This window comes from Streptomyces sp. NPDC043896 (genome assembly GCF_056435605.1).
The window spans coordinates 306,314-313,620 of sequence record NZ_JBWKEE010000009.1 but is presented as its reverse complement, the minus strand read 5'-3'; the positions used below and the strand labels follow the sequence as shown (position 1 = coordinate 313,620).

Below are 7,307 nucleotides of genomic sequence, written 5' to 3'. Positions count from 1 at the left end.
CCCGACGCCCCCATCATCACCACCGACGCCCGCCACCGCGCGGACGCCAAGAGCGCACTCATCACGCTCGTCGAGCACGCCCTCATGGCGCGGCTCAAGTAATTCGCCGGAAACAAGGCGGTACGGCGGAGGCGGGTTGTGTTCTCGAACACGGCCCGCCCCTCGCGTTCATAACGTTTCGACAGTGAATTGCCGTCGGGCGGACACAGCCCGCGTTCGGCCGGTCTCGCTGCGCGCACGGAGCACCCCTTTTTTGCCGCAGGTCGCTCTTTATGTCCGATTTATGTGGGGCGCTAGGTTCTGGGAATGGCCGGATTCAACTGTTTGGAACCCGGCGCTCAACCGTGCTGGAATTCAACGAACCAGCTAGTAGCACCGCCGAGAGGTTGTTGGTCGAGTGAGGCGAAGCAACTCGAGCCCCGCGGATGAACCCGCGCGAGGCAACTTCACCCCGCCGCCGCGCGCGGCCATGTCGCCCGTCGACGTGCCCGTGGAACCACCCACGAGCAGCGGCAGCACCAGCAAGCTCTCCCCCCGCAACTGGCGGGTCGCCACCAAGCTGAACGCCATCCTCATGGTGCCGGTCCTCGTCGGACTGGTCATGGGCGGCTTCCAGGTGAAGGGCTCGGTCGACAGCTGGAACGAGGCCAAGGACGCCGAGAAGACCGCCCGGATCGTCCAGGCCGCGGCCGAATACGGCCAGGCCCTCCTCAACGAGCGCGACCTCACCGCCGAGCCCCTGCTGAAGGGCGACCGCAACAACGACGCCGTGGCGAAGGCCTACGCTTCCACGGACGCGGCCAAGGCCAAGTTCGCCAAGGCCGTGAAGGACCTCCCCGAGAAGCAGGGCCTGGAGCGCCGCCTCGAACTCTTCCGCCAGGAGGAGCCGAAGCTGGAGCAGGTCCGCAAGACGGCCTACGCCGTTCCGGAGACCCAGAAGAAGAACCTCCCCGCCTCGGCCGGCCCCATCCCGACCGAAGAGGGCTACGTGCTGGTCCAGCACTACCTCATGCAGTTCTCCAACGAACTGGGCCTGGGCACCGGAAACGTCACCAGCTACGGCCGCATGGTCTACGCGGTCGAGCTCGCCAAGGCCGCGAACTCCCTCCAGCGCTCCGTCGGCACGCACCTGCTGGTGCGTCCGAACGAGAACGAGGAGATCCGCAAGGCCCAGCTCGTCGCCTTCTCCTCCTACGCCTACCTCGAAGAGATCGCCATCGGCGAGTACGTCGCCGCCGGCACGGACGAGGACACCAACCGGCTCAAGGAGGTCATGGGCAAGAAGTCCCAGGAGGGTGCCGCCAAGCTCGCCCAGGCCAAGCAGGCCGCCGAGCAGGCCGGCACCGTCTTCAAGGCTCCGCCCGTGGTCAACGGCTCCGCCCTCACCGGCATGACCGAGGCGATAGCCAGCGGCGAGAAGAACACCAAGCTCGCCCTGAACGGCACCACCGCTCCGGCCTGGCAGGCCGCCGCCACCGCCAAGTTCGAGGGCTACGCCGAGATCGAGAAGGACCTCCTCGACAAGGCCGTCAAGGACGCCGTCGCGGTCTCCGACAAGTCCCGCGGCGACGCCATCCTGACCGGTGCCATCGTGGTCGTGGCCCTGCTGGCCGCCTTCATCCTGGCCGCCATGATGGCGCGCCAGATGAGCCGCTCGATGCGCCGTCTGCGCACCTCCGCCTTCGACATCGCCGAGCAGCGCCTGCCGGCGCTCGTCGACCAGCTCTCGCGCACCGACCCGGGCAAGGTCGACACCCGTGTGGTGCCGATCCCGATCACCTCCCGGGACGAGATCGGCGAGGTCGCCCGCGCCTTCGACCAGGTCCACCAGGAAGCGGTCCGGCTCGCGGCCGAGCAGGCGCTCCTGCGAGGGAACGTCAACGCGATCTTCACCAACCTCTCCATGCGCAACCAGTCGCTGATCGAGGGCCAGCTGACCCTCATCACCGACCTGGAGAACAACGAGGCGGACCCGGACCAGCTGGAGAACCTCTTCCGCCTGGACCACCTGGCCACCCGTATGCGCCGCAACGGCGAAAACCTCCTCATCCTCGCGGGTGAGAACCCGGGCCGCCGCTGGGACCAGCCGGTCCCCCTCGTCGACGTGCTGCGCGCCGCCTCCTCCGAGGTGGAGCAGTACGAGCGCATCGAGCTCTCGGGCGTGTCCGAGGCCGAGATCCACGGCCAGGCCGTGACCGACCTCGTGCACCTGCTCGCCGAGCTCCTGGAGAACGCCACCACGTTCTCCTCCCCGCAGACCAAGGTCCGCGTCAACGCCACCCGTCTGCCCGACGGCCGCGTGATGGTCGAGATCCACGACAAGGGCATCGGCCTCACCGCCGAGGACTTCGCGGACATCAACCACAAGCTGGCCAACCCGCCGACCGTGGACGCCGCGATCTCGCAGCGCATGGGCCTCTTCGTGGTCGGCCGGCTGGCGGACCGCCACAGCATCCGCGTCCAGCTGCGCCCCTCGGGCGAGGCGGCCGGCACCACCTCGCTGGTCATGCTCCCCGACGCCATCACCCACGGTGGCGGTGGCGAGGGCATACCGGACGACGACTTCACCGTCTCCTCGATCATTCCGCAGCAGAAGGCCCAGCAGGCCGCCCCGCTGCGGACGGCCGCCGAGCTCGGCTTCGACGACTCCCGCTACGACGCCCAGGGCGGCCAGGGCGGCGACGCGAAGCCGGCCGACCCGGTCGTGCGGTCCCTGGGCCGCGAGGAGCGCCGGGCCGCGCTGGAGGCGCAGCTCAACTTCCCGCAGGCTCCGGAACAGGAGCAGGAGCGGGACCAGTACTCCGCGCCGCAGGCCCAGGAGTATCCGGAACCCCAGCCCGAGCACGGGTACCAGGAGTACCAGGGCTACGAGCAGCAGTCCGCGCAGGGCTACGAGGCCCCGTACGACGCACAGCAGCAGCCGCAGGCCTACGAGGCGTACCCGGAGCAGGGCTATGCCTATCCGGAGTCCGGCTACCAGGACGGGCAGCAGCCCGCCCAGGCGTACGACGGCGGCTACGAGGACCAGTCCCAGCAGGGCGAGTGGCCCGGGCAGAACACCTACTCGGGCTCCTACCAGCAGGATTACGGGACCGATTCGGAATCGCCCTCCGCTCCCGAACCGGCCGTGGACCGCGTAGGCTTCGACCGTCCGGGCGCCGCTGCCGACGCCGGTCACGAGTTGACCGGAGCGGGCCTGCCGCGACGCGGCAGCCAGCAGCAGTGGCAGCCGGCACAGCAGGAAGCGGAGTCCGCCGGATCCCTCTTCGAGCAGCGGCCGCAGCGACAGCAGCAGTCCGCCGCACCGAAGCAGGATGCGGAGGAGGCAGCAGCCGGCGCGGGCTGGCGCTCGACGAACGACGAGCGCTGGCAGCAGGCCGGCAAGCTCCGTGAGCCGAAGGCGGGCGGGGTCACCTCGTCCGGTCTCCCTCGGCGCGTGCCCAAGGCCAACCTGGTCGAGGGTGCTGCGGAGACGACCCCGCAGGGAGGCCCCCAGGTCTCCCGCGCCCCGGAGGACGTCCGTGGCAGGTTGAGCAACCTGCGCCGCGGTGTCCAGCAGGGACGCAGCGCGGGTTCCGAGCAGTCAAGTAACAGCTATGACCAGGAGCGTTAGTGTGAGCGCGATGAGCCAGGCGGCGCAGAACCTGAACTGGTTGATCACCAACTTCGTGGACAACACCCCCGGGGTGTCCCACACGGTGGTGGTCTCCGCCGACGGCCTTCTGCTGGCGATGTCCGACGGATTCCCGCGCGACCGCGCCGATCAGCTGGCGGCCGTGGCCTCCGGCCTGACCTCGCTGACCGCCGGTGCCTCCCGGATCTTCGAGGGCGGCGCCGTCAACCAGACCGTGGTCGAGATGGACCGCGGGTTCCTCTTCCTGATGTCCGTCTCCGACGGATCCTCGCTCGCGGTGCTGGCGCACCCCGAGTGCGACATCGGCCTCGTGGGCTACGAGATGGCCCTCCTCGTGGACCGCGCGGGCAGCGTCCTCACCCCGGACCTGCGCGCGGAGCTCCAGGGAAGCCTTCTCAACTAGCAAACGGGCAGTGCGTTTCGCGTCATCGCACCGTAGGGTGCGGTGGCGCGGTTCCACAGGGAGTACTGCGTTCTTGGAGTCGGAGGAGGAAACGTGACAACACCCGGAGGACATCCTTATGGCGGCCAGCAGCCGCAGGGTGGGCACGACCAGAACCGCTTCAACTTCCCCTCCTCCCCCAGCCGGCCCGTGCCGGAGCACAACCCCTACGCCCAGCAGCAGTACGGCCAGCCCCAGCAGCCCCAGGCGCCCCACCGGCTTCCGCAGCAGCCCCCCAGGGCCGCGCAGCCGCAGGCCCCGAAGGCGCACAACCCGCTGGTGCGCCCGTACGCGATGACCGGCGGCCGTACCCGGCCGCGCTACCAGCTCGCCATCGAGGCGCTGGTCAGTACCACGGCGGATCCCGCGCGTCTGCAAGGGCAGTTGCCCGAGCACCAGCGCATCTGCCGTCTGTGCCAGGAGATCAAATCCGTCGCGGAGATCTCGGCACTTCTCTCCATTCCTCTTGGTGTCGCCCGAATCCTCGTCGCCGACCTGGCGGAGGCGGGCCTTGTCGCCATTCACCAGCCCGGCGGCGACGAGTCTGCCGGCGGCCAGCCAGATGTGACACTGCTCGAAAGGGTGCTCAGTGGACTTCGCAAGCTCTAACGGCGGAGCGGCTCCGCGCTCCACCACCTCCGCGAAGATCGTGGTGGCGGGCGGCTTCGGCGTGGGCAAGACCACGTTCGTCGGCGCGGTCTCCGAGATCAACCCCCTGCGCACCGAAGCCGTCATGACCAGTGCCTCCGCGGGTATCGACGACCTCACCCACACCGGTGACAAGACGACCACCACGGTCGCCATGGACTTCGGCCGCATCACCCTGGACCAGGACCTGATCCTGTACCTCTTCGGTACCCCCGGACAGGACCGCTTCTGGTTCATGTGGGACGACCTCGTACGCGGCGCCATCGGCGCCGTCGTCCTCGTCGACACCCGCCGCCTCGCCGACTGCTTCCCCGCCGTCGACTACTTCGAGAACTCGGGCCTCCCCTTCGTCATCGCCCTCAACGGCTTCGACGGACACCAGCCCTACACCCCCGAAGAAGTACGCGAGGCCCTCCAGATCGGCCCCGACGCCCCCATCATCACCACCGACGCCCGCCACCGCGCGGACGCCAAGAGCGCACTCATCACGCTCGTCGAGCACGCCCTCATGGCGCGGCTGCGGTAAGGGGTTCCGGGGCGCCCCCAGGGTGCCGCAGGAACGTGGGAAGGCCCCCGTGTCCACGACACGGGGGCCTTCGCCGTACCCGGAAGCCCGCGCCCGGAAGGCCCGCGCCCGGAAGGCCCGCACCCCCGGCCTCCGGGCCCTCGTGGCCCGGGTGGGCCACGGCGGGCGGGGCCGTGGCGGGTACGCGGAAGGCCCCGCACCCTCGGGGGGTGCGGGGCCTTCCGGCGGTTCGTGCGTGCTCCGTGCTCAGCCGCGCCAGCTGTGGGGGGCCTGGAAGCCCCGGCTGCGCTCCAGACGGCGCCAGCCGGCCGTGGAACGGCGGGTGGCGGCGGTCTCCTCCGGGGTGGCGGCGGCGCGGGCGAGGAGGATCGCGGTGATCGCGGCCAGCTCCTCGGGCTCGGCGTTGCCCTTCTCGACCTTCAGCAGGGTGTCGGTGGCGGTGCTCATCGTCGGCAGGTCTCCTTCGCTCGTTACTGCGGCGGGTTGCCGTGCTTGCGAGACGGCAGATCGGCGTGCTTGGTGCGGAGCATCGCGAGGGCGCCGGCGAGCACCCCGCGGGTCTCGGCGGGGTCGATGACGTCGTCCACGAGGCCGCGCTCGGCCGCGTAGTACGGGTGCATCAGCTCGGCCTTGTATTCCTTGACCATCCGGGACCGCATCGCCTCGGGGTCCTCGGCGTCTGCGATCTGCTTGCGGAAGATCACGTTGGCGGCGCCCTCGGCGCCCATGACGGCGATCTCGTTGGTGGGCCAGGCGTAGGTGAGGTCGGCACCGATGGACTGGGAGTCCATGACGATGTACGCGCCGCCGTAGGCCTTGCGCAGGATCAGCGAGATCCGCGGCACCGTGGCGTTGCAGTACGCGTACAGCAGTTTGGCGCCGTGGCGGATGATGCCGCCGTGCTCCTGGTCGACGCCCGGCAGGAAGCCGGGGACGTCCAGCAGCGTGACGATCGGGATGTTGAAGGCGTCGCACATCTGGACGAAGCGCGCGGCCTTCTCGGAGGCGTGGATGTCCAGGACACCGGCGAGGTGGCCGGGCTGGTTGGCGATGATGCCGACGACCTGGCCGTCCAGGCGGGCCAGGGCGCAGATGATGTTGCGGGCCCAGCGCTCGTGGACCTCCAGGACGTCGCCGTCGTCGACGAGCTCCTCGATGACCTTGAGCATGTCGTACGGGCGGTTGCCGTCGGCGGGGACCAGGTCCAGCAGGACGTCCGAACGCCGGTCGACCGGGTCGGTGTTCTCGTGGACCGGGGGGTTCTCGCGGTTGTTCGAGGGGAGCATCGTGATGAGGTAGCGGACCTCGGCGATGCAGGTCTCCTCGTCGTCGTACGCGAAGTGCGCGACGCCCGAGGTCTCGGCGTGCACGTCGGCGCCGCCGAGGCCGTTCTGGGTGATCTCCTCACCGGTGACGGCGCGCACGACGTCGGGGCCGGTGATGAACATCTGCGAGGTGTCCCGGACCATGAAGACGAAGTCCGTCAGGGCAGGGGAGTACGCGGCGCCGCCGGCGCACGGGCCCAGCATCACCGAGATCTGCGGGATGACGCCCGAGGCCCGGGTGTTGCGCTGGAAGATGCCGCCGTAGCCCGCGAGGGCGGAGACGCCCTCCTGGATGCGGGCGCCGGCCCCGTCGTTGAGGGAGACCAGCGGGGCACCCGCCGCGATGGCCATGTCCATGATCTTGTGGATCTTCGTGGCGTGGGCCTCGCCCAGGGCACCGCCGAAGATCCGGAAGTCGTGCGCGTAGACGAAGACCGTGCGGCCCTCGACCGTGCCCCAGCCGGTGATCACACCGTCGGTGTAGGGCTTCTTCGCCTCCAGCCCGAAACCGGTCGCCCGGTGCCGGCGGAGCTGCTCGACCTCCCTGAAGGAACCTTCGTCGAGCAGGAGCGCGATGCGCTCGCGTGCGGTCAGCTTGCCCTTGGCGTGCTGCGCTTCGGTCGCGCGGTCGCTGGGGCCGCGCCGGGCCTCCTCGCGGAGGGAGTGCAGCTCGGCCACGCGCCCGCGGGCGTCCGTCGGCTCGCTCGGAGTCTGGTCCACAACGGTCATGTA

Annotated in this window: 6 protein-coding genes and 1 pseudogene; 5 read left to right on the top strand and 2 right to left on the bottom strand. The window is 69.9% G+C overall.

The annotated features are described in order from the left end of the window. From AC069X_RS16505 to AC069X_RS16485, 5 genes and pseudogenes are all read left to right on the top strand, one after another. Positions 1 to 102: pseudogene (locus AC069X_RS16505) on the top strand (ATP-binding protein); the annotation flags it as partial. Between the two features lie 295 nt (positions 103 to 397). Then, positions 398 to 3,613: a sensor histidine kinase gene (locus tag AC069X_RS16500; RefSeq protein WP_478729242.1), complete on the top strand. Its 3,216-nt coding sequence runs from the start codon at positions 398 to 400 to the stop codon at positions 3,611 to 3,613. Between the two features lie 10 nt (positions 3,614 to 3,623). Next, complete coding sequence (locus tag AC069X_RS16495; protein WP_030037347.1) at positions 3,624 to 4,037, top strand: roadblock/LC7 domain-containing protein; 414 nt, start codon at positions 3,624 to 3,626, stop codon at positions 4,035 to 4,037. A gap of 93 nt (positions 4,038 to 4,130) precedes the next feature. Next, positions 4,131 to 4,685, top strand: coding sequence for a DUF742 domain-containing protein (locus AC069X_RS16490; RefSeq protein WP_478729240.1), 555 nt, complete (start codon positions 4,131 to 4,133; stop codon positions 4,683 to 4,685). Next, a complete protein-coding gene (locus AC069X_RS16485; RefSeq protein WP_007266770.1) occupies positions 4,666 to 5,250 on the top strand; it encodes a GTP-binding protein in 585 nt (194 codons plus the stop codon). Before AC069X_RS16490 ends, AC069X_RS16485 begins: the two co-directional genes overlap by 20 nt. 246 nt (positions 5,251 to 5,496) lie before the next feature. On the opposite strand, the gene AC069X_RS16480 is transcribed toward AC069X_RS16485, so the two are convergent. After that, positions 5,497 to 5,697: an acyl-CoA carboxylase subunit epsilon gene (locus AC069X_RS16480; protein ID WP_478729238.1), complete on the bottom strand. Its 201-nt coding sequence runs from the start codon at positions 5,695 to 5,697 to the stop codon at positions 5,497 to 5,499. 23 nt (positions 5,698 to 5,720) lie between these two features. Next, a complete protein-coding gene (locus tag AC069X_RS16475; protein ID WP_478729236.1) occupies positions 5,721 to 7,304 on the bottom strand; it encodes an acyl-CoA carboxylase subunit beta in 1,584 nt (527 codons plus the stop codon). Positions 7,305 to 7,307: the final 3 nt, after the last annotated feature.